This window comes from Rathayibacter sp. SD072 (genome assembly GCF_017355185.1).
In the GTDB taxonomy this organism is placed as follows: Bacteria; Actinomycetota; Actinomycetes; order Actinomycetales; family Microbacteriaceae; genus Rathayibacter.
In genome coordinates, this window is sequence record NZ_JADILJ010000049.1 from 1 (window position 1) to 25,282 (window position 25,282).

Sequence of the window (25,282 nt, forward strand, 5' to 3'; positions counted from 1 at the left end):
CTCCGCCGCCCGCTACGACCGCATGACCTACCACCGCTCGGGCCGCAGCGGACTGAAGCTGCCCGCGCTCTCCCTCGGCCTCTGGCACAACTTCGGCTCGACGAAGCCCGTGGAGGGCCAGCGCGAGATCGTCCGCCGCGCCTTCGACCTGGGCATCACCCACTTCGACCTCGCCAACAACTACGGCCCGCCGTACGGCTCGGCCGAGACCGCCTTCGGACGGATCCTGGCCGAGGACCTGCGCCCGTACCGCGACGAGATCGTGATCTCGACCAAGGCCGGCTACGACATGTGGCCCGGCCCCTACGGTGACTTCGGCTCGAGGAAGTACCTGCTCTCCTCCCTCGATCAGAGCCTCGGACGCCTCGGGGTCGACTACGTCGACGTCTTCTACTCCCACCGGCCCGACCCCGGGACCCCGATCGAGGAGACCATGGGTGCGCTTGCAAGTGCGATCCAGCAGGGCAAGGCGCTCTACGCCGGAGTCTCGAACTACTCACCGGAGCAGACCCTCGCCGCCCGGGACGCCCTCGCCGCCCACGGCGTGCCCCTCCTGATCCACCAGCCCCGCTACTCGATGCTCGACCGCCGACCGGAGGAGTCGGGCCTGCTGGAGTTCGTCGAGCGCGAGGGTGTCGGCGCGATCGTGTTCTCCCCGCTCGAGCAGGGGCTCCTCACCGACCGCTACCTCTCGGGCGACATCCCGCCGGATTCTCGCGCCGCGGTCGGGCACTTCCTGAAGCCCGGGGCGATCGAGGGCGACTACCACCGCATGATCACCCGCCTGAAGGACGTCGCCGACGGACGCGGTCAGAGCATCGCCCAGCTCGCCCTGAACTGGGTCCTGCGCTCCTCGGCCGTCACCTCCGCGATCATCGGAGCATCGAGCGTCCGGCAGCTCGAGCAGAACGTGGGAGCGCTGGACGCGGCACCCCTCGAGGCCGCCGAGCTCGCGGCGATCGAGGAGGCGCTCCGGCACTGACCGTCGCTGCGGTCCGCTGACGCGCGAACGGCCCGCGACTCCTGAGAGTCGCGGGCCGTTCGTCTCGTCACCGGTGCGTCAGAGCGTCTGCGCGAACGGATCGAAGTCGACCGGCACCGCGGGCACCGGCGCCGACAGCGTGCTGCCGACCGCGACGAATCCGCCGCTCTCGGCCGACTCCTGCGCCGAGAGCATGACGTCCAGCACGTGGAAGCCGAGCTCGCCGGTGGCCACGTGCGGGCGGTCCTCGGCGATGGCGCGGACCATGTCGAGCAGTCCGAGACCGCGGCCGACGACCGTGCCCTCCTGCTCGACCTCGGTCCACTCCTGCTCGCCCCACGCACCGTCGGCGATCGAGGTCGGGGCCTTGACGAACGCCGTCCGGCCCTCGAACTGGTTCGGGTCGGGGATCACGAGGGACCCCTCCGTGCCGTGGATCTCGAAGACGCCGTGGCGCTCGAGAGCGGAGTCGAAGCTCAGCAGACTCGACGCCTGCTGACCCGCGGCGAACGAGGTCAGCACCTGGAGCGAGGTGGGGACCTCGACCGGGAACGCCGTGCCGGCGTCAGGACCGGAGCGGATGACCCGCTCCTCGAGCTTCTTGCGCCCGAGGGCCGCCACCCGCTCGACCGGGCCGAAGAGGCTGACGAGGCCGGTGAAGTAGTACGGGCCCATGTCCAGCAGCGGGCCCGCACCCTGGGCGAAGAGGAACGCCGGGCTGGGGTGCCAGAGGTCGGGTCCGACGGTCTGGAACGTGGTGGAGGCGAACATCGGCTCGCCGATGACGCCCTGGGCGATCGCGCGCTTCGCGGTCTGGAACCCCGGGCCCAGGACGGTGTCCGGCGCGGAGCCGATCCGGAGGCCCTTCTCCGCGGCGTCCTGCAGCAGCTGCGCTGCGGCGGCGCGGTCGAGGCCGAGCGGCTTCTCGCTCCAGACGTGCTTGCCGGCGGCGATCGCGGCGGCCGAGACCTCGATGTGGGCGGCGGGGATCGTCAGGTTGACGACGACCTGCACGTCGGGGTGCGCGAGGACGTCCTCGGCCGAGCCCCACGCGGGGATGCCGTGCTTCTCGGCCTGGCTCTTCGCCCGGTCGAGGATCAGGTCGCCGACGACGAGCACCTCGACGTCCGGGAACGAGGCCAGGTTCTCGAGGTACGTGTCGCTGATGACTCCGACGCCGATGACGCCGATGCCGATGGGGCCGCTCATGCCGCGTACCCGCCCTTCACGAGGAAGTCGTAGCTCGCCCGGATGTCCTCGAAGACGTCGCCGGGGGCGTTGTCGTACTCGATGACGGCGTACTCGATCGACCCTTCGCCGGCCTTCAGCGCCTCCACGAGCGGCACGTCGCCCTCGCCCGGTCGGCGCTGGTCCAGGGTGTCCGAGCCGAACGCCGCGGCGCCGGGGGCGAACGGGTTCTCGGCCGGCGCGACGCCGTCCTTGACGTGCACGGCGACCAGGCGCGAGCCCAGCGTCGAGACGAGGGCCGCGACGTCCTGACCGCCGGTCAGCGCCCAGAACAGGTCGAGCTCGATCTCGACGCGCTCGTCGGTGATCGCGATGAAGCGCTCGTACGCGGTCCGGCCGTCGAAGGAGGCGATGAACTCCTGCGCGTGGTTGTGGTAGCCGACCTTGAGGCCGAAGGTGGCGGCGATCTCGGCGGCCGTGTTCAGGCGGTCGGCGATGTCGGCGACGCCGTCCTCGGTCAGCCAGCGCTCGACCGGGACGAAGGGATCGATGACGGTCCGGATGCCGATCTGCGCGGCCGCCTCGAAGACGACCTCGGGCGCGGGCGTCGGGATCGATCCGTCCGGGGTCCACAGCTCGTCCGAGAGCAGCGGGGCGTGCCCGGTCGGAGAGGCGAGGCCGCTCGCGTCGAGCGCGGCGCGGATCTCGGCGGGACGGCCCACGAAGTCGAACGCCTCGACGTTCTGAAGGCCCATGGCGGCGAGCTTGTCGAGCGACCCGTGCGGGTCTTCGGAGAACTGCTTGGCCAGCGTGTACAGCTGGACGGAAGCAAGGGGAAGGGTCATGGTCTCTGTCGCTTTCGTTCGGAGGGTGGAGCAGCTGGAGAGGGAGGGCCGGTCGTCGAGTGCGTCCCGGGTGCGGCGGTCGTCGCGCACCGGGTGCGGCTCGATGTCGTCCTGCCCGGTCTACCGCACTTTCTTGATCGGGAAGATGACGATCGCTCCGATGACCGCCGCGATCGCGCAGACGGAGAACCAGAGGGCGTAGTTGTTGCCGGTGGGATCGCTCACGTAGACCAGGATCCCGCCGACCAGAGGAGCGAGCGTCTGCGGCAGGGCGTTGGCGATGTTGAACACGCCGAGGTCCTTGCCGGAGTCGTCGGGGTTGGGCAGCACGTCGACGACGAGCGCCAGGTCGACGCCCACGTAGATGCCGTAGGCGAGGCCCAGCATCGCCTCGAGGACGTAGAAGGCGCCGACGTCCTGCACGAAGATCAGGGCGAACGTGCCGATCGCGAACAGCGCGGTCGAGCTCCAGACGAACACCTTGCGGCGCCCGATCCGGTCGGACAGCCAGCCGGCGAAGTAGCTGGCCGCGATGAGCGCCACGGTGTAGATGAGCACGCTGGTGGTGATGACCGCGGGGATGTCCCCCTCCTCGACTCCGATGTGGTTGAGGAGGTAGAAGAAGCGGAAGGTCGTGAAGCCGAAGCTCGCGAAGGTGATCAGGAAGCGCGACCACCAGGCCAGCGCGTAGTCGGGGTTCTTCACCGGGCTGACCCAGAAGGTCTCGGCCCAGTCGCGCAGGGTCGCCCTCGGCGGGGCGACGGGCAGCCGCTTGTCGGGCAGCACGACGGCGAAGACGACCATCACGACGATCGCCAGGATCGACGGCGCCACGAACATGACGAACAGCTGGTCGACGAAGGCCTGCGCCACGTAGGTGCCGCCGAGGATGCCGACGTTCTGCGCGATGCCGAGCGCGGCGGTGACCTTGCCGCGCTGGAACCGGGGCACCTGGTCGGCGATCGTGGCGATGAAGGGCGCGAGCGTCATGTTCGCGCCGAGCTGCGCGAGCGACCAGCCGATCGTCGCGACGAGCAGCGTCGGAGCGAGCGCCATGACGGCGAACGCGCCGGTCATGACGACCGTGCCGGTCACGATCCAGACGCGGCGCCGCCCGAGGCGGCTGGTCGTGCGGTCCGAGAGCCGGCCGAAGACGACGTTGGCGACGGTCGCGAACAGGGCGCCGAACCCGCCGAGCACCGCGGCCGCTCCGGTGGCGCCGTCCTGCGCGATCTCGCCCGCGTCGACGAGCGACTGGATCTTCAGGCCGATGCCGACGATCGCCGGCCCGAGCAGGGCGATGAAGAAGACGAGCTGCGCGGCGAGCAGCCAGAAGACGTAGCCCTTCTTCGCAGGCTCCGTCGGTTCGGGGAACCAGGTGCTGTTCCGCACTGTCGCCGTGGACGTCGTCATGCCCGAGGGCATTCCCGCCGCGGATCCGCTGGAAGTGGTCATGTCCGGTTCCTCTCACCGTCGAGTGCCGACGCCGCGGAGGATCAGGATGCAAAACCTAGCAGCGTGCGGTTTTGAGTATCCCGGGCTGAGGGCTCATTCGCAAGAGGGAGCCCGCCGCGCCTGTCCCGGCAGCGCGCCGCGGTCCCCTCGGAGGGCTCGCTGCCCCGTCCGCTCCACTCGGCGGCACGCGCGGATCGGTCTATGGCCGGCGCGCCCTACTCCGCGACCTCGACCGTGAACACCACGTCGTCGGGCAGACTCCGGAGCACCGAGAGGTCGGACGTCACCTCGCCCATGAGCGTCAGCGTCGGCACCGAGCTCGTCTCCTCGTAGAGGATCGTGAGGCTGTCGGCCGGGTTGTAGTAGACGATGTCGCCCGGCTGGACGTCGGTGTAGAACGGGCCGGTCTCGGTGAGGGGCGCGTCGAGCTCGGTGATGTACTCGATGCCGAGGTTGCGGAACCACGGCAGCTGCGCGGGGAGCATCGCGAGGAGGTCCTGCGAGACCCGGCTGTCGTTCAGCACGGCCGTGACGACCTCGTCCCCCACGGTCAGGGTGATCGCGGTCGACCCCACGGGAGCGTCGGCAGCGGGAGTCGTCGCAGCGGGAACGGGCTCGGTGGGCGTCGTCGCTTCGGGGGTCGTCGCGCCCGGGCTGGTCGCGGTGGTCGGAGTGGACAGGACGTCGGCCCCCTCGTCCGTCGATCCGGTCGAGCAGGCGGAGAGCAGGGCGACGACTGCGGTCGCGGCGAGGACGGCGGTGATTCTTCTCATGCCACCAGTCGATCCGCACCGCCGGATCCCAGCCAGTCCCGCCCGTGAGGTGCCCCGGCGGGACCCGGCTGCGGGGGTTAACGGGAGGGACCCCCTCCCGGCCGCCCTGGCGCGTAGCGTCGCTGCCATGGACAGCCATGCCGAGATCAGCGAGTTCCTCACGTCCAGGCGCGCCAGGCTCACGCCCGAGGCGGCGGGGCTCCCCGACTTCGGCGGGCGTCGGCGCGTGCCGGGCCTGCGCCGCGAGGAGGTGGCGCTGCTCGCCGGGATGAGCTCGGAGTACTACAAGCGCCTCGAACGCGGCAACGCCGCGGGGGTCTCCGAGTCGGTCCTCCAGGGCATCAGCCGGGCCCTGCAGCTGACGGAGGCGGAGCACGAGCACCTCCTCGACCTGGTGCGCGCGGCGAACTCGATCGCGCACCCGATGCAGCGCAGGCCCGCACCCCGGACGTCCCGCGTCCGCTCCTCGGTCCAGCAGATGGTCGACGCGATGTCGACCGTGCCGGTCTACGTGCAGAACGGTCGGCTCGACTGCGTCCTGACCAACAGGCTCGGCCGCGCGGTGTTCTCGGAGATGTTCGTCGACCAGCGATCGCCGATGAACGCGGCGCGCTTCGGCTTCCTCGACTCGCGTGCCGAGACGTTCTACCGCGACCTCGCCGACTCGCGACGTCAGTCCGTCGCGCTCCTGCGCCGCGAAGCCGGGCGGGACCCCTCCGATCGGCGTCTCACTGCGCTGATCGGAGAGCTCTCGACCCGCAGCGAGACCTTCCGCGGCATCTGGTCCGCGCACGACGTCAAGGAGCACCGCACGGGGGTGAAGCGCCTCCACCACCCGGTGGTCGGCGACCTGGACCTCTCGTTCGAGTCGATGGATCTCGCCTCCGAGCGCGGTCTGCAGATGATCGTGTTCTCGGCGGCGCCCGGGAGCGCGTCGCACGACGCGCTCACCCTGCTCGGCAGCTGGGCCGGAGAGAGCGATCCCGTCGGCCTCGCCGACACCGCCGCCGGATCGAGCAGAGCGGCGCTCTGATCCGACGGCGGGCGTCTCACGCCGTCTCGGGGAAGTACCCGCCCGCCGGGCCGCGGACGGCGCTCGCGATCAGCTCGGCCGCGCGCTCCCTCGACACCGGGACGACCGGCGCCGCGAGGAGCCAGGCGAGCAGCTCGTCGAACGGCAGTGTCTCCGCCGGCCAGGCCGGCATGTACGGGTCGCAGTAGATCGGGGTCCCGGGCTCGCTGCGCCAGCTCTCCGCGAGACCGCCGGTGTCGAGCGCGTCGTAGCCGAGGGCATCGAGGATCTCCGTGGCCCGCGCCTTCGCTGCGGCGTCCTCCCCCGCGATCGGCAGGGTGCTGCGCTCGGGATCTCCCGCTGCGCGAGCTCCGTTGCCGAGGCTCGCGAAGGTGATGCTGTTGAACGCCTTCACGACGGAGGAGTCGGCCAGGTGCGCCTGGACGAGCTCGCTGGCCGTCGACTCCAGGTCGTCCAGCGCGGCGATCCGGCCGTCGCGCTGCGGGTAGTAGTTCGTGGTGTCCAGCACGATCCTGCCGGCGAGGGCGTCGGCGGGCAGGTCGGTGTGCGCGATGAGCGGGATCGCCGCGATCACCACGTCGGCCTGCTCTGCCGTCTCCCGTACGGTGGCCGCGCGAGCGCGGGGCCCGAGCTGCTCGACGAATGCGGCGAGGCTCTCGGGCCCGCGGGAGTTGCTGAGGACGACGTCCAGGCCGGCGGCGATCGCGAGACGCGCGAGCGTGCCGCCGATCGCTCCGGAGCCGATGATGCCGAGGGGTGTGCTCATGGTGGTGTCCTTCGTGGTGCGGGTCGTCGTGCGGAGTCGCCGGATCAGGCGTCGTGCGAGAGCGACTCGGAGAGCTCGCGGTGCGCGTCGATCTGCTGCTGGACCAGGGCCTGCTTCTGCTCGATCGACGCCGCCGCGTCCGCTCCCGCGACGAAGCGCAGGGGGAGGTCGCCGGAGTCGGAGAGGGTCACGATCGCGCGCGCCAGCTTCGCGGGGTCGCCGGGCTGCTGCCCGTTCATGCCGGAGAAGGCGGCGAGGGTCTGCTCGGTCGCCTCCGCGTAGTCGTCGATCGCGATCTCGGGGTGGATCGTCGAGGACCCCTCCACGAGCAGGTCGGTCCGGAAGAAGCCGGGCACGACGGACATCGTCGAGACGCCGAACTGCGCGACCTCGGGCTGGAGGGACTCCATCCAGCCCTCGAGCGCGAACTTGGAGGCGGCGTACGCCGAGGTGAACCCGCCCCCGACCAGGCCGGCGGTCGAGGTGACCGTGATGATCCGCCCCGACCGCTGTGCGCGGAGGAGGGGCAGGACGGCGCGGGTGACCGAGAGGGCTCCGAAGAAGTTCGTCTCGAACTGCGCGCGCATCTGGGCGTCGCTGAGGGTCTCGAAGAAGCCGGCGTAGAAGTTGCCCGCGTTGTTGACGAGCACGTCCACGCGGCCGAAGCGCTCGACGGCCGCCGCGACGGCCTTCTCGGCGGCGGCGGGATCGGTGATGTCGAGGGCGACGGCGAGGAGGTTCTCGTGCTCGCCGATCGCGGTGCGCACGCGGTCGGCATCGCGACCGGTCGCGACCACCTCGTGCCCTGCGGCGAGGGCGGCGCGGGCGAGATCGACGCCCAGTCCTCGTCCTGCTCCGGTGATGAACCAGACGTTCGTGTCAGCCATGCTCGTGTGTCCTTCCGTGCGGGCCCGACCGGGGGTCGGCCGGGCGCTGAGGCCAGTCAACGAGGGGCGCGACGGGTCGAGACAGACCCGCCCGTGAGGGTCACCGGCAGGGTCCCCCTGGAACCGACGCCCTGCCGTAGCGTCAGGGCATGGACGCCGCCGCCGAGATCCGCGAGTTCCTCACCACGAGGCGCGCCCGACTGACGCCGGCGCGAGCCGGCCTCCCCGATTACGGCGGTCGGCGGCGCGTTCCCGGGCTGCGCCGCGAGGAGGTCGCCCTCCTCGCGGGGATGAGCGTCGAGTACTACGTCCGCTTCGAGCGCGGGAACGCGCTCGGCGTCTCCGTCGAGATCCTCGACGGGATCGCCCGGGCGCTGCAGCTCGACGCCGCCGAGCGACGGCACCTCGACGACCTCGTGCGGGCCGCGACGGAGGGGGCCCGATCGTCCCGGCGCCGCGCACCGGCGCACGAGCAGCGGGTCGGACCCGGTGTGCAGCGGCTCCTCGACGCGATGACGGGGGTTCCGGCACTGGTGCAGAACGGGCGGATGGACGTCGTCGCGATCAACGCGCTGGGGCGCGCGCTGTTCACGGGGCTGGACGCCCGACCGGGCCGGCCGGCGAACTTCGCGCGATTCCTGTTCCTGGACCTCCGGGCGCGCGACTTCTACCGCGACTGGGACGACTCCGCCCGGCAGATCGTCTCGCTGCTGCGCGCCGAGAGCGGCCGCTCCCCGCGGGACGGCGTCCTGGTCGCGCTGATCGAGGAGCTCCGGGCCGAGAGCGTCGAATTCGGCGGCCTCTGGGCACAGCACGACGTCGACGAGCACGGCACAGGGGCGAAGCGCCTGCGCCACCCGGATGTCGGCGACCTCGACCTCGGCTACGAGGCGCTGCAGCTCACCGGGGATCCGGGCCTGCTGCTCCTGGGCTGGACCGCCGAGCCCGGCAGCGCCTCGGACGACGCTCTGCGGCTCCTCGGCAGCCTGACGGCGACCAGCGCCTCCGCCAGCCGCTGACCCCTCACACGCTCGCTCCCCTCCCTCCGCGTGCGGGCGACCGCGTCCCGCCGAGTCAGAGCGGCTCGCCCGGCGCCGGGGCCGCGGCCCAGCTCGCCAGCAGCCGCAGGCTCTCGGCCGACCGCGAACCCGGGGCGGCGGAGTAGGCGGCGAGAAGCAGCCCGCGAGCGCTCGTGAGCTCCAGCACCTCACGGTCGAGGTCGAGGTCGCCCACGAGCCGGTGGCGCAGCAGCTCCGGCCCTGCGGCGCGCCGGCCGACGTCACGGGAGGCCCAGAGCCGGCGGAAGCACTCGCTCCGCGTCGAGAGCTCGCCGACCAGGTCGCTCAGCGAGCGGTCGAACGGACGCCGGTCGGCCTCCGCCCGCAGCAGAGCGGCGCACTGCCGCGCGGTCCGGTCCCAGTCGCGGAAGAAGACCGGGGCACGATCGTCGAGGAAGACGAAGCGGCCGAGGTTCCGTCCGGGCTGCTCGAGGGCGTCCGAGAACAGGGCGGCCCCCAGAGCATTGGCGCCGACCACGTCCAGGCGTCCGTTGTGCACGAGCGCGGGCACGTCGCCCATGGCGTCGAGCAGCTGCTGCACCAGCGGCCGCAGACCGACGGGTCGGGGTGCCGCTCGACGACGCCGGGGCGGCTCGCCCCCGTTGGCGGTGCGGACCAGCTCGAAGAGCCGGTCCCGATCCGGGTCGTCCAGCTGCAGCGCCCGGCAGAGTCCGTCCAGGACGTCCTCCGAGACCCGCCCGACGCGGCCCCGTTCGAGGCGGAGGTAGTACTCGACGCTCAGGCCGGCGAGGAGGGCGACCTCCTCGCGGCGCAGACCGGGGACCCGCCGTCGACCGCCGAAGTCCGGCAGTCCCGCCTGCTCCGGCGAGAGCCGGGTGCGGCGCGAGACCAGGAAGTCCCTGATCTGGATCGGAGTGTCCATGCCGTCGACCGTACGGGTGCCCCGGACGGTCAGAGGGGCCCCGCTGGTGACCCTTCCGGCAGGGACTCCCACCTTCTCGAGCGCCCGGCGGAGAGTGGAGGCGGTCGGCAGGAGCCGGCCCCGTCCCGGCCCGCTCCCCGCACGCCGGCACCGACAGGAAGGACTCCCCATGACCTCCACCCTCACCGGAACCGTCGCCGTCGTCACCGGCGCCTCGAGCGGAATCGGCCGCGCCACCGCCCGCGCACTCGCCGCGGAGGGCGCCTCGGTCGCCGTCCTGGCCCGGAGGAAGGACCGCCTCGACGAGCTCGTCGCCGAGATCGAGGGCCTGGGCGGCACCGCGCTCGCCCTCCCGGCAGACATCGCCGACCGCGCGCAGGTCGACGCCGCGATCGCGACCGTCGTCGAGCGCTTCGGCCGCCTCGACGTGCTCGTCAACAACGCCGGCCTCATGCTGCTGGGCCCCGTCGCCGGCACCGACGTCGAGGAGTGGGAGCGGATGATCGCGATCAACCAGCTCGGCCTGCTCTACACGACGAAGGCGGCCCTCCCCCACCTCCTGGCGGCTGCCGAGGACGACCTGCGCGGTGTCGCGGACATCGTCAACATCTCCTCCATCGCCGGGCGACAGGCCTGGGCCGACTTCGCCGCGTACTCCATGACGAAGTTCGGCGTGTCCGGCTTCAGCGAGGCGCTGCGCCAGGAGGTCACGAAGAAGAACGTGCGCGTCGGACTGCTGCAGCCCGGCGCCGTGGCGACCGAGCTGGTCGCGCAGAACAGCGATCAGATCCAGGAGCAGCTCGCCGCCTCCGACGCGGAGGCGATCCCGGAGCGGCTCCAGCCCGAGGACATCGCCGAGAGCATCCTCTACATGGTCACCCGGAACCGCCGCTCCTCCATCGCCGAGCTGTGGGCCATGCCCACCTCGCAGGCCTGACCTCGAACGGACCCGACAGCATGAAGAACGCGCACCTCGGAGGCCTCCGCGTCTCCCGCATCGGCCTCGGCGCCATGACCATGGCCGGCACCTACACGACCGGCGGCGGCCTCGACGACGGCGAGTCGATCCGGACGATCCACCGCGCCCTCGACCTCGGCGTCACCCACATCGACACCGCCGAGATCTACGGACCGTTCCACAGCGAGGAGCTGGTGGGCCGCGCCCTCCGCGGCCGCCGCGACAACGTCGTCGTCGCCACCAAGTTCGGACTCGTCTCGCACTCCGGCGGCGGCCCCGGCACCATCGACAGCAGCGCCGCCAACGTCCGCGCAGCCGTCGAGGGATCCCTCCGGCGCCTGGGCACGGACCACATCGACCTCTACTACCAGCACCGGGTCGACCGCAGCACGCCGATCGAGGAGACCGCGGGAGCCGTCGCCGCGCTGATCGCCGAGGGCAAGGTGCTGCACTTCGGCCTCTCGGAGGCCTCGCCCGAGACGATCCGCCGCGCGCACGCCGTGCAGCCCGTCTCGGCGCTGCAGACCGAGTACTCGCTGTGGACCCGGGACGTGGAGGACGAGATCCTGCCGCTGCTGCGCGAGCTGGGCATCGGCTTCGTCCCCTACTCGCCGCTGGGCCATGGGCTGCTCACCGGGCAGCTGCGCTCGGCCGCCGACCTCCCCGACGGCGACTGGAGGAAGTCCAACCCGCGCTTCACGGGCGAGAACTTCGCGCGCAATCTCGCGCTGGCCGACGAGGTGCGCGCGATCGGAGCCGAGATCGGCGCGACGCCCGCGCAGACGGCCCTCGCCTGGATCCTCACCCGCGGTGACGACATCGCGCCGATCCCCGGCACCCGCCGGGTCGCGCGCGTCGAGGAGAACACCGCGGCCGACGCCATCGAGCTCACCTCGGAGCAGATCACCCGCCTCGAGGCGCTCGAACCCGCCGCGGGAGCGCGCCACGACGACGCGAACATGGCCTCGATCGACGGCTGAGCGCACCGCTTCCCGCAGATGACGAAGGACGGCCGCCGGGAACCCGACGGCCGTCCTTCCGCGCCCGACCCGAACGGGCGCGGCTGCTCTCACCGCATCACGGGCGCCACTGCTGGTTGGTCCCTCCGTTGCAGGTCCACTGGTTCAGGGCCGCACCGCTGACGGTCGAGCGGTTCTGCACCTCGAGGCAGAGGCCGCTGTGCGCGTTCCGGTAGGTCGAGGACCCGTCGGCGGCGACGGTGCGCGTCCAGAGCTGGTTGGCTCCGCCGTTGCAGGAGTACTGCGTGGCGGCGGCGCCGTTCTGGGTGCTGAAGCCGTAGACCTCGAGGCACTTGCTGCTGTTCGCGTTCACCAGCGCCACGTTCGTCCCGCGCGGGACAACCCGCCACTGCTGGTTGGCGCCGCCGTTGCAGGTCCACTGGTTCACGGCGGCCCGGTCGCTCTGGCTCGCGCCGAGGACGTCGGCGCAGAGACCGCTGTTCGCGTTCACGAGCCGGGCGTTGCCGGCGAGCTGCCCCTGGGGCACGAGCCGCCACTCCTGCGACTGGTCGGCGACCGAGGCCTGGAGCGTTGCCGGAGATCCTGCCGAGGCCGCCGTGAGGAACAGCGACGTGTTCTGCCGCGACTGGAGCCGGACGTGGGTGCCGTCGACCTGCACGATGTTCCACTGCCCCTCGGCGCGGTCGTCGATCCACTGGCCGATCCGCTGGCCGGTGGTCGCGTTCCCGGTCCAGACGGTCGCCGCGCGTCCACCCGACTTGTTGAGCAGCGTGGTGCCGTCGGCCGGCTTGGCGGCGAGGTGCCAGAGCTGAGTGGCGGGGTTCGCGGCGGAGTCGGCCGCCTCCGCGCGCACGTCCGGCTGGTCGCCGTTGCCGATCACGGCGTCGGTCGTGTTCGAGTTCGTTCCGAGCACCTGTCCGGAGCGACGGTTCACCAGCTGGTAGTACTCGCCCGCCGAGCGCCCGAAATCGACGTCCGCGTGACGGATCACCGGCTGCTCGGTCGCTCCGCCCCAGGCCGACTGCAGGATGAGGACGCGCCCGGTCTCGCTGTCGTACTGGAGGTTCCGGCTGTAGCCGCCGCCGAGAGGGGTCTGGTACTCGGTCCACCGACCGAAGCTCGCGCCGTCGTTCACCCAGACGTTGCCGCTACCGGCCGCGTTGTAGGCGATCCGCCCGTCGGGCAGGTGCATCAGCACCGGGCTGCCGCCGGTCGACAGCGGCCTGGAGCCCGGGGCGACCGGGAGCTGGCTGATGTTCGTGCCGTCCGGGTCGCCGTCGGCGAAGAACCGCTCGGGATCGTCCGCGATCTTGTACCGGACGTTGTCGCCGCCGCCGAAGTACTCGAAGGTCATGATCCACTTGCCGTCGTTCGTGGGAGCGACGGTGGTCATGCCGGGGCGCGCGAATCCGATGTGCTGCCGGCCGTCGAACGAGAAGCTCGGACCCGAGACGTCCACGACGGGAGCGCTCCAGGACGCCGAGCGGCCGTCCCACGTCTTGTGGGCGAGGATCTGGCTCTGGTCGTCGCGCCCCGTCGCGTTGTCGGAGGTGCCGATCGGCACACCCGTCGCGCGGTCGTAGTCGAGGTAGTCGTTCTCGTCCGAGTAGTAGGCGAGGAGCTTCCCCTTGTGCACGCGCAGGTGCGGCTCCCACAGGGGATCCTGCTGGCGCGTGGCGTTCGCCTGCGAGACGTTGCGGCCGCCGGCACCGGCACTGCCGCCCTGCCAGCCGCCCGCGGCGATGATGTTGACGAACCGCCAGTCGGCGCCCTCGTTGGTGCTCGCGTAGAGGGCGATCGACACATCGCGGCGGTCGCCGTCGTTGTCGGGCACCCACGCGGGGTTCGCCGCCTTCTGCTCGCGGTAGAACTCGTCCTCGCCCGACACGACGGTCGCCAGGAGGAGGGTGCCGGCGGCGATGTCCCCGACGGTCTCGGGCATGACGTAGAAGTAGGGGTTGGTCCAGTTGCTCGAGTACTTGTCCATGGCCGGGTCACTCGAGAGCTCGGCGGGCGAGCCGAGCTCGGTCAGCGGCTGCCACGTGTCGCCGTTGTCGTCGCTCTTGTAGATCGGCATCTTCTCGCCGATCGCGCCGCCGATGGAGTCCGGTGCCGGGTAGTCGACGACGGTCGCCTTCTCGAACGCGGCGACGATCCGCCCGCTCGGCAGCTGGACCGACTTCGGGTACACGATGCAGTTGCCGCGCCCCTTCAGGCACGGCTCGTTCCCGAGCTGGTAGACGACGCCTCCCTGCGGCGTGTACGCCTGGGCCGTGATCGCCGGGCCCGCGAGCAGCGCGGCGGCGACCGCCACGGCTCCGAGCAGCATCCCGGAGCGCCGGGACTTCGTAGTGAACCTCATCGTTCTCGTTCCTTCGGTCGTGGCTGGCGGACGAGGCGGAGCTCGAGTCGTCGCCGGCCCGGTCCTCGCCCCTGAGTCCCTCTGCCGCGCGATGTTGTCGATCACTTCGCGGGGCTTTCCTCGATGTTATCGACAACAGCGCAGATGAGCGCAAGCCTTCGCGGCACACTGGTTCGGCATCGGCCCGCGGGGCGGCGGCGGAGGGGGAAATCCATGGCGGAGGAATCGGCACCGGCACGCGAGACCGGTCGCCAGGCGACGATCTACGACGTGGCCCGCGTCGCAGGCGTCTCGCACCAGACCGTCACCCGCTTCCTTCAGGGCTTCGAGGGCATCCGTCCCGCCACCCGCTCCCGCGTCGAGGCGGCCCTCGCCGAGCTCGACTACCGACCCAACCTCACCGCGCGCTCGCTGCGCGCCCGCCGTTCGCACCGAATCGGCGCCCTGACCCACGAGATCGACCAGGTCGGGCCGAGCAAGATCCTGCAGGGAGCGAGCACCGCCGCCCGCGAGGCCGGCTACGTGCTCGACATCGTCTCGCTCGACATGGGCGACTCCACCGCGATCGAGGAGGCGCTCGACCTCGTCACGCAGCACGAGCTCGCGGGAGTCCTCGCCCTCGCGTCGACCGACGAGATGACGCGCGCCTTCCGCACCACCCGCTTCCGCGTCCCGGCGCACCTGGCCGTCGAGGAGGACGACGACGCGACCCGCTCGCCGTCGCAGCTGACGACCCAGGGGTTCCCGGCCCTCGTCGCGCACCTCGCCGACCTCGGGCACCGCGAGATCCTGCACCTGGCAGGCCCCTCCGCCTGGTCGGCCGCCCGCAACCGCCGCAGGGCCTACGAGACCGCCGTCGCGCAGCACAGCCTGCACTCCACCGGCGTCCTCGAGGGCGACTGGTCGGCGCGCTCCGGCTACGAGCTGGTCCGCGCTCTGGCGGACGTCCGCGCCACCGCGATCGTGGCGGCGAACGACCAGATGGCGCTCGGCGCGATCCTCGCCCTCGCGGACCGCGGACTGCGGGTGCCCGAGGACGTCAGCGTCACCGGAGTCGACGACATCCCCGAGGCCGCGTACTTCGGACCCCCGCTGACCACGCTCCGCGTCGACTTCCCGGGCCAGGGACGCTCGGCGCTGGCCGAGCTGCTCGCCCTGATCGACGGGACCGTCGCCGCACCGCACGTGACGCTCGCCGCCGAGCTCGTGCAGCGGCGCTCCTCCGGACCCGCTCCCCGCTGACCCCGGGCCCTCACGCCCGCCGTCGCGCCGGACCGGAGGAGGAGCGGAGCACCAGCGTGGGGCGCGGCCCCTCGGCGCCGAACTCCGCGGCCGGGTCATCGATCCTCGCCAGCAGCGCCCGGAGCGCCTCCCGCCCCTGAGCATCGAAGTCCAGCCGGACGGTGGTCAGCGCGGGCGTGAAGTACGCCGCCTCGGGAGTGTCGTCGACCCCGGTCACGCTGATGTCGCCGGGCACGCGGACGCCGCGGGCGTCGAGGGCGTGCAGAGCACCGAGGGCCATCTGGTCGTTGGCCGCGAGGATCGCCGTCGGCAGGTCCTCGAGGGCGGCGACCGCCTCGTGGCCCGAGCGCGCCGACCAGTCCCCGTGCAGGATCCTCGCGGGCGGCAGACCGTGGCGCTCGAGAGCAGCGTGCACGGCGCGCAGCCGGTTCCTCGCCGCCGACCAGGTCTCGGGGCCCGCGATGTGCACGAACTCCTCGTGCCCGAGCCCGACGAGGTGGTCCACGAGCGCTCCGATCCCGGAGTCGGGCCCCTCCCCGTCCGCCTCCGCCTCCGCGGCGATGACCACCGGCACCCCGAAACCGGTGTGCTCGAGCACGTCCCGCACGCTGTCCGTCGAGGCGAACGCCAGCAGTCCCGCGAGATCGTGCCGGGTCAGCAGCTGGAGTGCGCTCTGCACCTCCGCGGTGTCGGCCATGTCGAGGGTCACGACGTCCAGGAGGTACCCCGCCTCGCGGGCCGCCGTCGTCGCGGCCTGGATGATCCGGTTCGGCCCGACCTGGTCCACCGCGTGCGTCAGAGCACCTATCCGCATCGACCGGCCCGAGATGAGCGCACGGGCCGTGAGATTCGGCCGGTAGTGCACGGTCGTCAGGGCGGCCTCGATCTTCTCCTTCGTCGAGGCGCGCATATCGAGCCCGCGCATGTAGCGGCTCACCGAGACGTGCGAGACGCCGGCCACCCGGGCGACGTCGTAGATCGTGCCGGTCGTGGGCGCGGGGTCGCTCGTCATGGGGTCCTCATCGGCTCGGTCTTGCTTTTCTCAATGTTGTCGATCACAATCGCTCCTGCCAACTGTTATCGAGAACAGTTCACCACGATGGAGTGCTTCACGTCATGACCGCCGCCCCGCAGTCCCTCCCGCCGCAGATCCTGCTCGGCGTCGCCTACTACCCCGAGTACCACGTCACGGACCGCCTGATCGAGGACCTCGACCTGATGGTCGCGGCCGGCATCACGGTGATCCGGGTGGGCGAGTCCGTCTGGTCGACTTGGGAGCCCAGCGACGGCCGCTTCGAGCTCGAGTGGATGCAGCGGGTGCTCGACGAGGCCCACGAGCGCGGCATCCGGGTGATCCTCGGCACCCCCACCTACGCCGTGCCGCCGTGGCTGCAGACCGCGTACCCCGAGATCGCCGGCGAGCGGCGCACGGGCGAGCGCATCGCCTGGGGCGCCCGCCAGGAGGTCGACTATTCTCACCCCGCGTTCCGCTTCCACGCCGAGCGCGTGATCCGCCGCATCATCGGCCGCTACGCCGCGCACCCCGCGGTCATCGGCTACCAGGTCGACAACGAGCCGGGCCTGGAGCTCCTGCACAACCACGGCGTCTTCACGGGATTCGTGCGCAGCCTCCGCGAGCAGTACGGCGACGTCGAGACCCTGAACCGCGAGTGGGGCCTCACCTACTGGTCCCACCGCATCGACGACTGGAGCGAGCTCTGGCGTCCGGACGGCAACACCTTCCCGCAGTACGACCTCGCGTGGCGCCGCTACCAGTCCGCGGTCACGACCGACTTCATCTCGTGGCAGGCCGACCTCGTCCGCGAGTACTCCCGCGAGGACCAGTTCGTCACCACCTGCCTCCAGTACCCGCGCCGCGGCGTCGACGAGCGCGCGGTGTTCGAGGCGCTCGACATCGCCGCCGGCAACCCCTACTACGGCATGCAGGACCACCTCGAGATCGGGGTCGAGCACGAGCACCCGAACTACTGGACCACGTCCGGAGTCCCGGGCCTGCTCCGCCAGGCCGACCGGCTCTACGCCTCCCGCCAGCAGCGCTACCTGGTCACCGAGACGAACGCGCAGGCGATCGACACGGCCGACAACAACCTCCCGCCCTATCCGGGCCAGCTGCGCCAGTCGGCCCTCGCCTTCGTCTCGCGCGGCGCCGCGATGATCGAGTACTGGCACTGGCACACGCTGCCCTTCGGCGCCGAGACCTACTGGGGCGGAGTCCTCCCCCACAGCCTCGTCCCCGGCCGCGTCTACTCCGAGGTCTCGACGATCGGACGCGACCTCGCCGCCCTCGGCGACGCGCTCGAGGGCTACGTCCCGGATGCGGACGCCGCCGTGCTCTGGTCGACCTCGAGCCGGTACGCGCTGCAGTTCATGCCTCCGCTCTCGCGCGACGGCCGGCCCGACGAGGAGTCCTACGAGCGGATCGTCGACTCCTTCTCGCGGGGGATCGTCGACGCCGGCGGGCAGTCGCGCTTCCTCCACGTCGAGCAGGCGCGCGACCTCGGCGCCGCGGAGCTCGCGCGCCGCTTCCCCGTGATCGTCGCCGCCGCGCTCTACGTCTGCACCGACGACGACCTCGAGCTGCTGCGCGACTACGCCGCGCTAGGCGGGCACCTCGTCCTGGGTCCGCGCACCGCCTACGGCGACGACGAGGCGCGAGCCCGCATCGAGCGGGCACCCGCCCGCCTCGCGGGACCGGCGCAGGTCGGCTACGAGGAGTTCAGCACCGTGAGCACGCCCGTCCGCGTGACGGGTTCCGCAGCCCTGCCGCTCTCATCCGCGGCGCACGCCACCCTGTGGATCGACGGACTCCGCTCGACGGGGGCGGTGACGCTCGCGACCTACGAGCACCCGCGGTTCGGCGACTTCCCGGCCGTGACCACCGCGCGCTACGGCCGCGGCGACCTCACGGTCGTCGGGACCATCCCGGATCCGGAGCTCGCCCGCGAGCTGGCGCGCTTCGCGCTGCCGGAGCCCGACGCCGTCGTCACGGCGGAGGACCGCGCGGTGACGGTGTCCTCGGGGACCGCCTCCGGATCGCGGTTCACGTTCGTCTTCAACTGGGGCTGGGGCACCCGCACCGCGACGCTGCGGCGAGCGGCGGTCGACGCGCTCTCCGGAGCGGAGCTCGCCGCCGGGACGAGCGTCGACCTGGAGCCCTGGGACGTCCGGGTGCTCCGCACCGAGGCAGAGGAGACCGGCCGATGACCACCATGATGGAGCGCCTCGCGAGGACCGACACGCGACGGGAGCCCTCGCCCCCGAAGGCCGTGCGCGCGCCGCGCGACTGGCGGGGGTGGCAGTTCGTCGGACCGTTCGCCGCCGTGTTCGTGCTCGTGTTCCTCGCCCCGCTGGCCTACGCGCTCTGGCTGAGCCTGTTCCAGAACCGGATCATCGGCGGCAACAGCTTCGTCGGCGTCGACAACTACGTCGCCGTCCTGTCGGACCCGCAGTTCTGGGACGGCTTCGTCCGGGTCGTGCTCGTGCTCCTCGTGCAGGTGCCGGTCATGCTGCTCCTCTCGCTGATCGCGGCCCTAGCCATCGACAGCGCGCGGCTCTACGCGTCGGGGCTGTTCCGGATGGTGATCTTCCTGCCCTACGCGGTGCCGGCCGTCGTCGCCGTGCTGATCTGGGGCTTCCTCTACGGCAACAACTTCGGGCTCACGGCCAACATCAACGACCTGCTCGGGGCCGAGGTGCTGCGACCGCTCTCGAGCCAGTGGATCCTCGCCTCGATCGGCAACATCGTCACCTGGGAGTACATCGGCTACAACATGCTGATCTTCTACTCCGCCCTGAAGACGATCCCCGCCGAGCTCTACGAGGCCGCCGAGATCGACGGGGCCCGGGGCTTCCAGGTCATCACCGCGATCAAGCTGCCCGCCGCCCGCGGCGCGATCGTCATCGCGACGATCTTCTCGATCATCGGCAGCTTCCAGCTCTTCAACGAGCCCAACGTGCTGAAGCCGCTGGCCGAGAACGTGATCTCGTCCTACTTCACTCCGAACATGTACGCCTACAACCTCTCGTTCGCCGGCCAGCAGTTCAACACCGCGGCCACGGTCGCCATCGTCATGGGCGTCATCACCGCCACGATCGCCTACGTCGTGCAGCTGCGCGGCAGCCGGAAGGAAGACCAGTGAGCACCACCCTGCGCACCCTGAACCCGCGGGTCCGCCGCGTCGGATCAATCAGCCGGCCCCGCAAGTCGGTGGCCCTGACCCTGGTCATGCTGGCGTTCCTCCTCTACGCCCTCGTCCCGCTGCTCTGGCTCGTGATCAACGCGTCGAAGACGCAGGCCGACCTGTTCAGCTCGTTCGGACTCGGCTTCGGCGACAGCTTCGTGCTGGGCGAGAACATCGTCGCCACGTTCGCGTACGACGACGGCATCTTCCTCCGCTGGCTCGGCAACACCCTGCTCTACGTGGTCGTCGGCGCGGGTGGAGCGACGCTGCTCGCGACCCTCGGCGGCTACGGCCTCGCGAAGTTCCGGTTCCCGGGCAAGAAGGCGTACTTCGCGGTGGTCCTCGGAGCCGTCGCCGTGCCGGGCACGGCCCTCGCGGTGCCGACGTTCCTGCTCTTCAGCCAGCTCGGGCTCACGAACACCCCGTGGGCGATCATCCTGCCCTCGCTGATCACGCCGTTCGGGCTGTACCTCGTCTGGGTCTACACGATCGACTCCGTGCCGACCGAGCTGCTCGAGGCGGCGCGGCTGGACGGGGCGACCGAGATGCGCACGTTCTTCACCATCTCGCTCAAGCTGCTGACCCCTGGGGTCGTGACGGTCGCGCTCTTCTCGGTGGTCGCGACCTGGAACAACTACTTCCTGCCCCTGATCATGCTCAGCGACCCCGCCTGGTACCCGCTCACGGTGGGCCTGAACCAGTGGAGCTCGCAGGCCAGCGGAGTCTCGGCCGAGCCGATCTACAACCTCGTCATCACCGGCTCCCTGATCACGATCGTCCCGATCGTCGTGATCTTCCTGTTCCTCCAGCGCTTCTGGCAGTCGGGCCTGAGCGCCGGAAGCGTCAAGGGCTGACCCCCGGGTCCGGCCCCCTCGCACCTGCACCACCTCCCGCACAGCACTCCCCCTCCACCACGAAGAAGTGAAAGGACCACCATGTTCCAACTCCGCAGAGGCACCCGGAGCCGCGTGCTCGCCGGCCTCGTCGTCGCCGGTATCTCGGCGATGACCCTCGTCTCGTGCAGCTCCGACTCCGGAACCGCCTCGGCCGGCTCGGCCGCCGACCTCGACGCCGCCCTCGAGAAGGGCGGCGAGCTCACCTACTGGACCTGGACGCCCACCGGCGCCGACCAGGCCGCCGCCTTCATGGAGGAGTACCCGAACGTCGAGGTCGAGGTCGTCAACGCCGGCACCGCGACGGACGAGTACACCAAGCTGCAGAACGCGATCAAGGCCGGCTCGGGCGCCCCGGACGTCGCCCAGATCGAGTACTACGCGATGCAGCAGTTCGCGCTCTCCGACGGACTGCTCGACCTCACCCCCTACGGCCTGGCCGACCTCGAGGAGGACTACACCGCGTCCACCTGGAGCGCGGTGAACCTCAACGGCGGCCTCTACGGCCTCCCGCAGGACTCGGGCCCCATGGTGATGCTCTACAACCAGGCGATCTTCGACCAGTACGGCCTGGCCGTGCCCACCACCTGGGACGAGTACATCGCCGAGGCCGCGAAGCTCACCGCCGCCGACCCGTCGAAGTTCATCACCAACGACGCCGGCGACCCCGGCTTCGCCGACCCGCTGATCTGGCAGGCGGGCGGGCAGCCCTTCACGACCGACGGCACGAACGTCACCATCGACCTGCAGGACGAGGGCTCGAAGAAGTGGGCCGACACGTGGAACGAGCTCCACGAGCCCGGCCTGCTCTCGCCGATCCCGACCTGGTCGGACGACTGGTTCACGGCGCTGGGCAACGGCACGATCGCCACGCTGATCACCGGCGCCTGGATGCCCGGCATCCTCGAGGGCTCCGTGCCCGACGGAGCCGGCGACTGGCGCGTCGCTCCGCTCCCGAGCTACGACGGCTCGGCCGCCACCGCGGAGAACGGCGGCAGCGCCCAGTCGGTCATCGAGCAGACCGACGACCCCGCCCTCGCGGCGGCCTTCCTCCGCTGGCTGAACAACTCGGAGGAGAGCATCGGCGTGTTCCTGGACGGCGGCGGATTCCCCTCCACCACCGCGCAGCTGAACGCCGACGAGTTCCTGAACGCCACCCCCGAGTACTTCGGCGGCCAGGAGATCAACAAGGTCCTCGTCGACGCCTCCGAGAACGTGGTCGAGGGCTTCGAGTACCTGCCCTTCCAGGTCTACGCGAACAGCGTGTTCCCGGACACCGTCGGCCAGGCCTACGCGAACGGGACCGACCTCAACGCCGGTCTGGAGGCGTGGCAGGAGAACCTCGTGACCTACGGGAACTCGCAGGGCTTCACCGTCAACGAGTAGCCGCGCTGACGCACGTCGATGCCCCCCTCTCCGCCCGATCGGCGGGCAGGGGGGCGTTCCCACTCCCCCACCACCCTTCTTCGAGGGCCCGGTCAGCGGAGCTTCCGTTCATCCGGGCCGCAGACAACCCCTTGACGGATAGCGTCACGGCTGTAGCCGCGGAGCGCTCGTCCAGCAGCTGCAGCCGTGTCCGGCCGAGGCGACGTGCACCGTCGTCGCAGAGGCCTCCTGCGGCGGCAGCAGCGCTCCGACCACCGCTGCTCCCCGCACCATCAGCCCGGAACGCAGCGACGCGTGCAGCCGCGGCACCTCCCTCGTGGAGGGGCCCGGTCCGTGGAGTGTCGAGGCGCCCGCCGCGACGTGCTCCGGGCGCCCCGTCCCCGCAGCACGAGCCGATCGGAAGTCACCCATGGCCAGAGCCACCCCGTCCAACACCCTGCCGCCGCCCGTCCCGAGCGCGGACGCCTTCTCCCTCGGCACCGCGGGTCGCGCGAAGACCACCCTGCTGCGGGCCCTGGCGCTCACCGCCGCGGTGACGATCGCCGTGACGGGTCTGTCCCTCCAGGGCGCTCCGGCCGCCTCGGCCGCCGAGACCGCCTTCGGGCCCGACGGCACGCACTACCCGTCCGACACCCCCGACATCCGCTCCGGGTTCGAGGGCTTCACGGTCGTCGACGTCGCCGCGTCGGGCCCCGCGATCCGCCGGGCGCTCGACGCCCTGACGCCGGCCGAGATCGCGGCGGGAGCCGTCATCAGGGTCGCTCCCGGGCACATCTCCGACCTGTCCGCGGTCAGCGGCTACCGCAACACCGGCGCCACCAAGGTGCTCGTCACGGCGCGCGACGGCTTCCAGTCGGTCACCGGCGGCGACTGGGCCCTCCGGGCGGTCACCGGCATCACGCTCCTGCGCTTCGACATCGACTCGCTCGATGTGAAGGGCGCCACCCACTCCTCCTTCGCCCGACTGCGCATCAACGAGAACTGGATCGGCCTCGCCGCCTCCGCGAACGTCCCCGTGCGCGACGTCGAGCTCATCGAGGTCGTCGTGCCGCAGTCCATGGTGAAGAGCGGCGACACCGCCCAGATCAAGGCCTTCGCTCCCAACGTGATGAGCGACGTGCTGGTCGAGGGCGCGTACCTCGCCCCGTCCTACTACGTCGACGCGCTGTACGGCGGATCCAACCCGGCGCGACCCCACACCGACACCCTCCAGATCGAGGGCGGCGGAGTGACCGGCCAGGTGACCCTCCGCGACACCGTCGTGTTCAGCTCGAACAACAGCGCCGTCATCATCGGCGGAGTGCGCAACGTCGCGTTCGAGGAGTCGCTCGTCGTCGGCGGCAGCACCACCGTGCAGCGCTACCCCTTCCTGCGGGGCGGCGCCGGAGCCGCGGGGGCGATCAACGGACCGGGCAGCCTCAGTGCCGTCCAGGGCTCGGGCGGCGGCAACGTCGACGCCTCCGACTCGACCCTCATCGGCTCCCTCCAGCCCGTGTGGGACAGCGTCGTGAACACGCGCACGAACATGGCCGGCAAGACGGCGAGGACGGGCGGCTTCACCGTCGACCCGACCCTCTCCTCGACGACCGCCGCCGGTCTCGACGCGATGAGCACGCCGCCCACCACGGCGTACCTCGCCGCGATCTGGGACGACATCGAGGAGCCGAGCACTCCCGAGCCGACCCCGGAGCCGACCGTCGAGCCCACTCCGGCCCCCTCGCCCGAGATCACCCCGGAGCCGACTCCGACCGGGACGCCGACCGAGGCCCCGACCGCGACGCCGACGCCCTCGCCGACCGCTCCCGGGAACGAGGCGCCCGCCGAGGAGGAGGAGCCCGACGAGCCCGCCGCACCGGTCGCCGACACCACGGCGCCGACCGTCGCGATCACCTCGCCGCTGCCCGGCGCCGTCCTGAGCGGCACGACGACCGCCACCGTCAGCGCCACCGACGACACCGAGGTGACCGGCGTGGCGTTCTACATCGGCAGCCTCAAGGTCGGCGACGGCGTCCGGACCACCGGGTCGACCTGGTCGCTGACCACGAGCACGGGAGGCATGCGGGGCACCTTCCCGCTGACCGCCCGGGCGACCGACGCCGCGGGCAACACCACGGCGAGCGCTCCCGTGACCGTGACGCTCAAGTAGCGTCCGCTCTCCCCGACGGGCCGGCCCTCCACCTCGGAGGAGCCGGCCCGTCGTTCATCCGGGGGTGCCGGTCGGCGACGGAGAGGGGCATCGGGTCCTCCTGACGGCGGGATCGATGGACGGCGGTATCGGGTGATGGCGGGATCGGTCGACGGGATCGGTCGACACGTCGCCGCGATCGTTCCTGGACCGCGATCGTTCCTGGACAGTGTGCGCGGCTCGCCGGACGCGCTCCAGAGGGTTGCGCTCCGCGACACTCGCCCCACGGGCGGGCGCGGGAGCATACTCCCCTGCTCTCGCGCGCTGTCAATGGGCGTTCGCTCGACGGCCATTGTGCCTAGCGTCGGACGCGAGGTCGGCCACCCCGGCCCTCCTCGACCGCCCCCAACCGGTACTCGAGAAGCAAGGAAGTCCCATGATCGACACCACCGCTATCGACAGCATCTACGGCTCGAACGTCTACGGATCGGACGGCGACAAGATCGGCTCCGTCGAGCAGGTCTATCTCGCCGACGACACCGGAACCCCCGTCTGGGCCACCGTCCGCACCGGTCTCTTCGGCACCAAGGAGTCGTTCGTCCCGCTCGAGGGCGCCTCGTTCGACGGCGACCGCCTGACGGTCTCCTACGACAAGTCCTTCGTCAAGGACGCGCCGCGCATCGACGCCGACGGCGCCCTCACCGAGGAGGAGGAGGCCGAGCTGTACCGCTACTACAACCTCTCCGGCGCCGCCTCCTACTCCGGCTCGGGCAACGTCGACAGCTCGGCCGGCTACACCGACGGCACGACCGGCACCGGCACCACCGGAGTCGACACGAACGTCGGACGCGACACCTCCGGGCCGACCACCGACGACGCGATGACCCGCTCCGAGGAGCAGCTGCACGTGGGCACCGAGCAGGTCACCACCGGCCGCGCCCGCCTGCGCAAGCACATCGTCACCGAGCGCGAGAGCGTCACCGTCCCCGTGTCGCACGACGAGGTCCGGGTCGTCCGCGAGCCGATCACCGACGCGAACGTCGGCTCGGCCACCGCCGGACCCGACCTCAGCGAGGAGGAGCACGAGGTCGTCCTCACCGAGGACCGCGTCGTCGCCGCGAAGGAGACGGTCCCCGTCGAGCGCGTCTCGCTCGGCACCGAGACGGTCACCGAGCAGCAGCAGGTGACCGAGGACGTCCGCCACGAGGAGATCGAGGTCGACGACGACGGCACCACCACGCGCCGCGACCGCGACGGTCTCTGA

General features: G+C 71.4%; 21 protein-coding genes. 12 read left to right on the forward strand and 9 right to left on the reverse strand.

The window, feature by feature from the left end:
- A partial coding sequence (locus IOC53_RS15795; RefSeq protein ID WP_242683418.1) for an aldo/keto reductase occupies positions 1–982 on the forward strand: 982 nt, incomplete at its 5' end.
- 78 nt (positions 983–1,060) lie between these two features.
- On the opposite strand, the gene IOC53_RS15800 is transcribed toward IOC53_RS15795, so the two are convergent.
- From IOC53_RS15800 to IOC53_RS15815, 4 genes are all read right to left on the reverse strand, one after another.
- Positions 1,061–2,191, reverse strand: a complete 1,131-nt coding sequence (locus tag IOC53_RS15800) for a Gfo/Idh/MocA family protein (protein ID WP_207407181.1) — start codon at positions 2,189–2,191, stop codon at positions 1,061–1,063.
- Positions 2,188–3,015 carry a sugar phosphate isomerase/epimerase gene (locus IOC53_RS15805; protein WP_207407182.1) on the reverse strand — a complete coding sequence of 276 codons (828 nt, stop codon included), beginning with the start codon at positions 3,013–3,015 and terminating at the stop codon, positions 2,188–2,190. The genes IOC53_RS15800 and IOC53_RS15805 overlap by 4 nt, the downstream gene beginning before the upstream one ends.
- Before the next feature lie 120 nt (positions 3,016–3,135).
- Complete coding sequence (locus IOC53_RS15810) at positions 3,136–4,470, reverse strand: MFS transporter (RefSeq protein ID WP_207407185.1); 1,335 nt, start codon at positions 4,468–4,470, stop codon at positions 3,136–3,138.
- A gap of 215 nt (positions 4,471–4,685) precedes the next feature.
- Positions 4,686–5,243, reverse strand: coding sequence for a cyclophilin-like fold protein (locus IOC53_RS15815; RefSeq protein ID WP_207407187.1), 558 nt, complete (start codon positions 5,241–5,243; stop codon positions 4,686–4,688).
- 127 nt (positions 5,244–5,370) lie between these two features.
- Here IOC53_RS15815 and IOC53_RS15820 point away from each other — a divergent pair, with 127 nt between their 5' ends.
- The gene (locus IOC53_RS15820) at positions 5,371–6,276 is read left to right on the forward strand and encodes a helix-turn-helix transcriptional regulator (RefSeq protein WP_207407189.1); all 906 of its coding nucleotides are present in this window, start codon (positions 5,371–5,373) and stop codon (positions 6,274–6,276) included.
- 16 nt (positions 6,277–6,292) lie between these two features.
- Here the strand turns inward: IOC53_RS15820 and IOC53_RS15825 are convergent, their stop codons facing one another.
- Complete coding sequence (locus IOC53_RS15825; protein ID WP_278250096.1) at positions 6,293–7,090, reverse strand: NADPH-dependent F420 reductase; 798 nt, start codon at positions 7,088–7,090, stop codon at positions 6,293–6,295.
- The gene (locus IOC53_RS15830) at positions 7,087–7,929 is read right to left on the reverse strand and encodes an SDR family NAD(P)-dependent oxidoreductase (RefSeq protein WP_207407193.1); all 843 of its coding nucleotides are present in this window, start codon (positions 7,927–7,929) and stop codon (positions 7,087–7,089) included. Before IOC53_RS15830 ends, IOC53_RS15825 begins: the two co-directional genes overlap by 4 nt.
- A gap of 149 nt (positions 7,930–8,078) precedes the next feature.
- Here IOC53_RS15830 and IOC53_RS15835 point away from each other — a divergent pair, with 149 nt between their 5' ends.
- Positions 8,079–8,948, forward strand: coding sequence for a helix-turn-helix domain-containing protein (locus IOC53_RS15835; protein ID WP_207407195.1), 870 nt, complete (start codon positions 8,079–8,081; stop codon positions 8,946–8,948).
- Between the two features lie 55 nt (positions 8,949–9,003).
- Here the strand turns inward: IOC53_RS15835 and IOC53_RS15840 are convergent, their stop codons facing one another.
- Positions 9,004–9,870 carry a helix-turn-helix transcriptional regulator gene (locus IOC53_RS15840; RefSeq protein WP_207407197.1) on the reverse strand — a complete coding sequence of 289 codons (867 nt, stop codon included), beginning with the start codon at positions 9,868–9,870 and terminating at the stop codon, positions 9,004–9,006.
- A gap of 169 nt (positions 9,871–10,039) precedes the next feature.
- On the opposite strand from IOC53_RS15840, the gene IOC53_RS15845 reads away from it, so the two are divergent.
- Both IOC53_RS15845 and IOC53_RS15850 read left to right on the forward strand, forming a co-directional pair.
- On the forward strand, positions 10,040–10,807 hold the full coding sequence (locus tag IOC53_RS15845; RefSeq protein WP_207407200.1) for an SDR family oxidoreductase: 768 nt from the start codon (positions 10,040–10,042) through the stop codon (positions 10,805–10,807).
- A 20-nt stretch (positions 10,808–10,827) separates the two neighbouring features.
- Entirely contained in the window at positions 10,828–11,808 is a 981-nt protein-coding gene (locus IOC53_RS15850) for an aldo/keto reductase (RefSeq protein WP_207407202.1), read from the forward strand.
- Between the two features lie 97 nt (positions 11,809–11,905).
- Here the strand turns inward: IOC53_RS15850 and IOC53_RS15855 are convergent, their stop codons facing one another.
- A complete protein-coding gene (locus IOC53_RS15855; RefSeq protein WP_207407204.1) occupies positions 11,906–14,170 on the reverse strand; it encodes an RICIN domain-containing protein in 2,265 nt (754 codons plus the stop codon).
- Between the two features lie 213 nt (positions 14,171–14,383).
- Here IOC53_RS15855 and IOC53_RS15860 point away from each other — a divergent pair, with 213 nt between their 5' ends.
- Complete coding sequence (locus tag IOC53_RS15860; RefSeq protein WP_207407206.1) at positions 14,384–15,412, forward strand: LacI family DNA-binding transcriptional regulator; 1,029 nt, start codon at positions 14,384–14,386, stop codon at positions 15,410–15,412.
- A 10-nt stretch (positions 15,413–15,422) separates the two neighbouring features.
- Here IOC53_RS15860 and IOC53_RS15865 read toward each other — a convergent pair whose 3' ends face one another.
- Positions 15,423–16,424, reverse strand: coding sequence for a LacI family DNA-binding transcriptional regulator (locus IOC53_RS15865; RefSeq protein WP_207407207.1), 1,002 nt, complete (start codon positions 16,422–16,424; stop codon positions 15,423–15,425).
- A 104-nt stretch (positions 16,425–16,528) separates the two neighbouring features.
- Here IOC53_RS15865 and IOC53_RS15870 point away from each other — a divergent pair, with 104 nt between their 5' ends.
- From IOC53_RS15870 to IOC53_RS15895, 6 genes are all read left to right on the forward strand, one after another.
- Complete coding sequence (locus IOC53_RS15870) at positions 16,529–18,637, forward strand: beta-galactosidase (protein ID WP_207407208.1); 2,109 nt, start codon at positions 16,529–16,531, stop codon at positions 18,635–18,637.
- Positions 18,638–18,642: 5 nt separating this feature from the next.
- Positions 18,643–19,572, forward strand: coding sequence for a carbohydrate ABC transporter permease (locus IOC53_RS15875; protein WP_242683419.1), 930 nt, complete (start codon positions 18,643–18,645; stop codon positions 19,570–19,572).
- Positions 19,573–19,658: 86 nt separating this feature from the next.
- Positions 19,659–20,468 carry a carbohydrate ABC transporter permease gene (locus tag IOC53_RS15880; RefSeq protein WP_207407214.1) on the forward strand — a complete coding sequence of 270 codons (810 nt, stop codon included), beginning with the start codon at positions 19,659–19,661 and terminating at the stop codon, positions 20,466–20,468.
- A gap of 81 nt (positions 20,469–20,549) precedes the next feature.
- On the forward strand, positions 20,550–21,893 hold the full coding sequence (locus tag IOC53_RS15885) for an ABC transporter substrate-binding protein (protein ID WP_207407209.1): 1,344 nt from the start codon (positions 20,550–20,552) through the stop codon (positions 21,891–21,893).
- Positions 21,894–22,302: 409 nt separating this feature from the next.
- A complete protein-coding gene (locus IOC53_RS19315; RefSeq protein WP_207407210.1) occupies positions 22,303–24,039 on the forward strand; it encodes an Ig-like domain-containing protein in 1,737 nt (578 codons plus the stop codon).
- Between the two features lie 415 nt (positions 24,040–24,454).
- Complete coding sequence (locus IOC53_RS15895) at positions 24,455–25,282, forward strand: DUF2382 domain-containing protein (protein ID WP_207407211.1); 828 nt, start codon at positions 24,455–24,457, stop codon at positions 25,280–25,282.

Bases quoted from the DNA above. Each gene is read 5' to 3' on its own strand.
- IOC53_RS15800 (WP_207407181.1), bottom strand. From the start codon at position 2,191: ATGAGCGGCCCCATCGGCATCGGCGTCATCGGCGTCGGAGTCATCAGC.
- IOC53_RS15805 (WP_207407182.1), bottom strand. From the start codon at position 3,015: ATGACCCTTCCCCTTGCTTCCGTCCAGCTGTACACGCTGGCCAAGCAG.
- IOC53_RS15810 (WP_207407185.1), bottom strand. From the start codon at position 4,470: ATGACCACTTCCAGCGGATCCGCGGCGGGAATGCCCTCGGGCATGACG.
- IOC53_RS15815 (WP_207407187.1), bottom strand. From the start codon at position 5,243: ATGAGAAGAATCACCGCCGTCCTCGCCGCGACCGCAGTCGTCGCCCTG.
- IOC53_RS15820 (WP_207407189.1), top strand. From the start codon at position 5,371: ATGGACAGCCATGCCGAGATCAGCGAGTTCCTCACGTCCAGGCGCGCC.
- IOC53_RS15830 (WP_207407193.1), bottom strand. From the start codon at position 7,929: ATGGCTGACACGAACGTCTGGTTCATCACCGGAGCAGGACGAGGACTG.
- IOC53_RS15835 (WP_207407195.1), top strand. From the start codon at position 8,079: ATGGACGCCGCCGCCGAGATCCGCGAGTTCCTCACCACGAGGCGCGCC.
- IOC53_RS15840 (WP_207407197.1), bottom strand. From the start codon at position 9,870: ATGGACACTCCGATCCAGATCAGGGACTTCCTGGTCTCGCGCCGCACC.
- IOC53_RS15845 (WP_207407200.1), top strand. From the start codon at position 10,040: ATGACCTCCACCCTCACCGGAACCGTCGCCGTCGTCACCGGCGCCTCG.
- IOC53_RS15850 (WP_207407202.1), top strand. From the start codon at position 10,828: ATGAAGAACGCGCACCTCGGAGGCCTCCGCGTCTCCCGCATCGGCCTC.
- IOC53_RS15855 (WP_207407204.1), bottom strand. From the start codon at position 14,170: ATGAGGTTCACTACGAAGTCCCGGCGCTCCGGGATGCTGCTCGGAGCC.
- IOC53_RS15860 (WP_207407206.1), top strand. From the start codon at position 14,384: ATGGCGGAGGAATCGGCACCGGCACGCGAGACCGGTCGCCAGGCGACG.
- IOC53_RS15865 (WP_207407207.1), bottom strand. From the start codon at position 16,424: ATGACGAGCGACCCCGCGCCCACGACCGGCACGATCTACGACGTCGCC.
- IOC53_RS15870 (WP_207407208.1), top strand. From the start codon at position 16,529: ATGACCGCCGCCCCGCAGTCCCTCCCGCCGCAGATCCTGCTCGGCGTC.
- IOC53_RS15875 (WP_242683419.1), top strand. From the start codon at position 18,643: ATGATGGAGCGCCTCGCGAGGACCGACACGCGACGGGAGCCCTCGCCC.
- IOC53_RS15880 (WP_207407214.1), top strand. From the start codon at position 19,659: ATGCTGGCGTTCCTCCTCTACGCCCTCGTCCCGCTGCTCTGGCTCGTG.
- IOC53_RS15885 (WP_207407209.1), top strand. From the start codon at position 20,550: ATGTTCCAACTCCGCAGAGGCACCCGGAGCCGCGTGCTCGCCGGCCTC.
- IOC53_RS19315 (WP_207407210.1), top strand. From the start codon at position 22,303: ATGGCCAGAGCCACCCCGTCCAACACCCTGCCGCCGCCCGTCCCGAGC.
- IOC53_RS15895 (WP_207407211.1), top strand. From the start codon at position 24,455: ATGATCGACACCACCGCTATCGACAGCATCTACGGCTCGAACGTCTAC.